This is a genomic window from Corynebacterium sp. MSK041 (genome assembly GCF_030232265.1).
Classification (GTDB): Bacteria; Actinomycetota; Actinomycetes; order Mycobacteriales; family Mycobacteriaceae; genus Corynebacterium.
Window position 1 is genome coordinate 1 of the sequence record NZ_JASPJK010000062.1, and the last position, 340, is coordinate 340.

At 53.5% G+C, this 340-nt stretch carries 1 protein-coding gene; it reads right to left on the bottom strand.

Annotated features, from left to right (window positions below):
* Positions 1–157 precede the first annotated feature (157 nt).
* A partial coding sequence (locus QP968_RS11200) for a hypothetical protein (protein WP_284856469.1) occupies positions 158–340 on the bottom strand: 183 nt, incomplete at its 5' end.

Sequence of the window (340 nt, forward strand, 5' to 3'; positions counted from 1 at the left end):
TGGAGCCATTGTTGTGGAACGGTCCATGTGTCATCATCACGCTCCGCGGTGCGGCCGCGACCAGTTAAACCAGCTGCATCAAGTCCACCTTCAACAAGTGCCCGGTAAAGGGGGAGTTGTTCAAGGCGATTAAAGTAGTCCTCAACCACGGTGTCGCCTAGGGTAAGTGGGTCACCTTGAAACTCACCAGCTGTTTCAATGAGTACACATACTGTTCCACCAAGTGGTGCGTCTTGACCGGTGTCATGCCCCAGTAAAGAATGTTCGGGAACATCCCCCCAGTACCTACCTGCGAGTGAACACGACCATGCTCGTCGAAACGGTAGTAGTAGGACACACC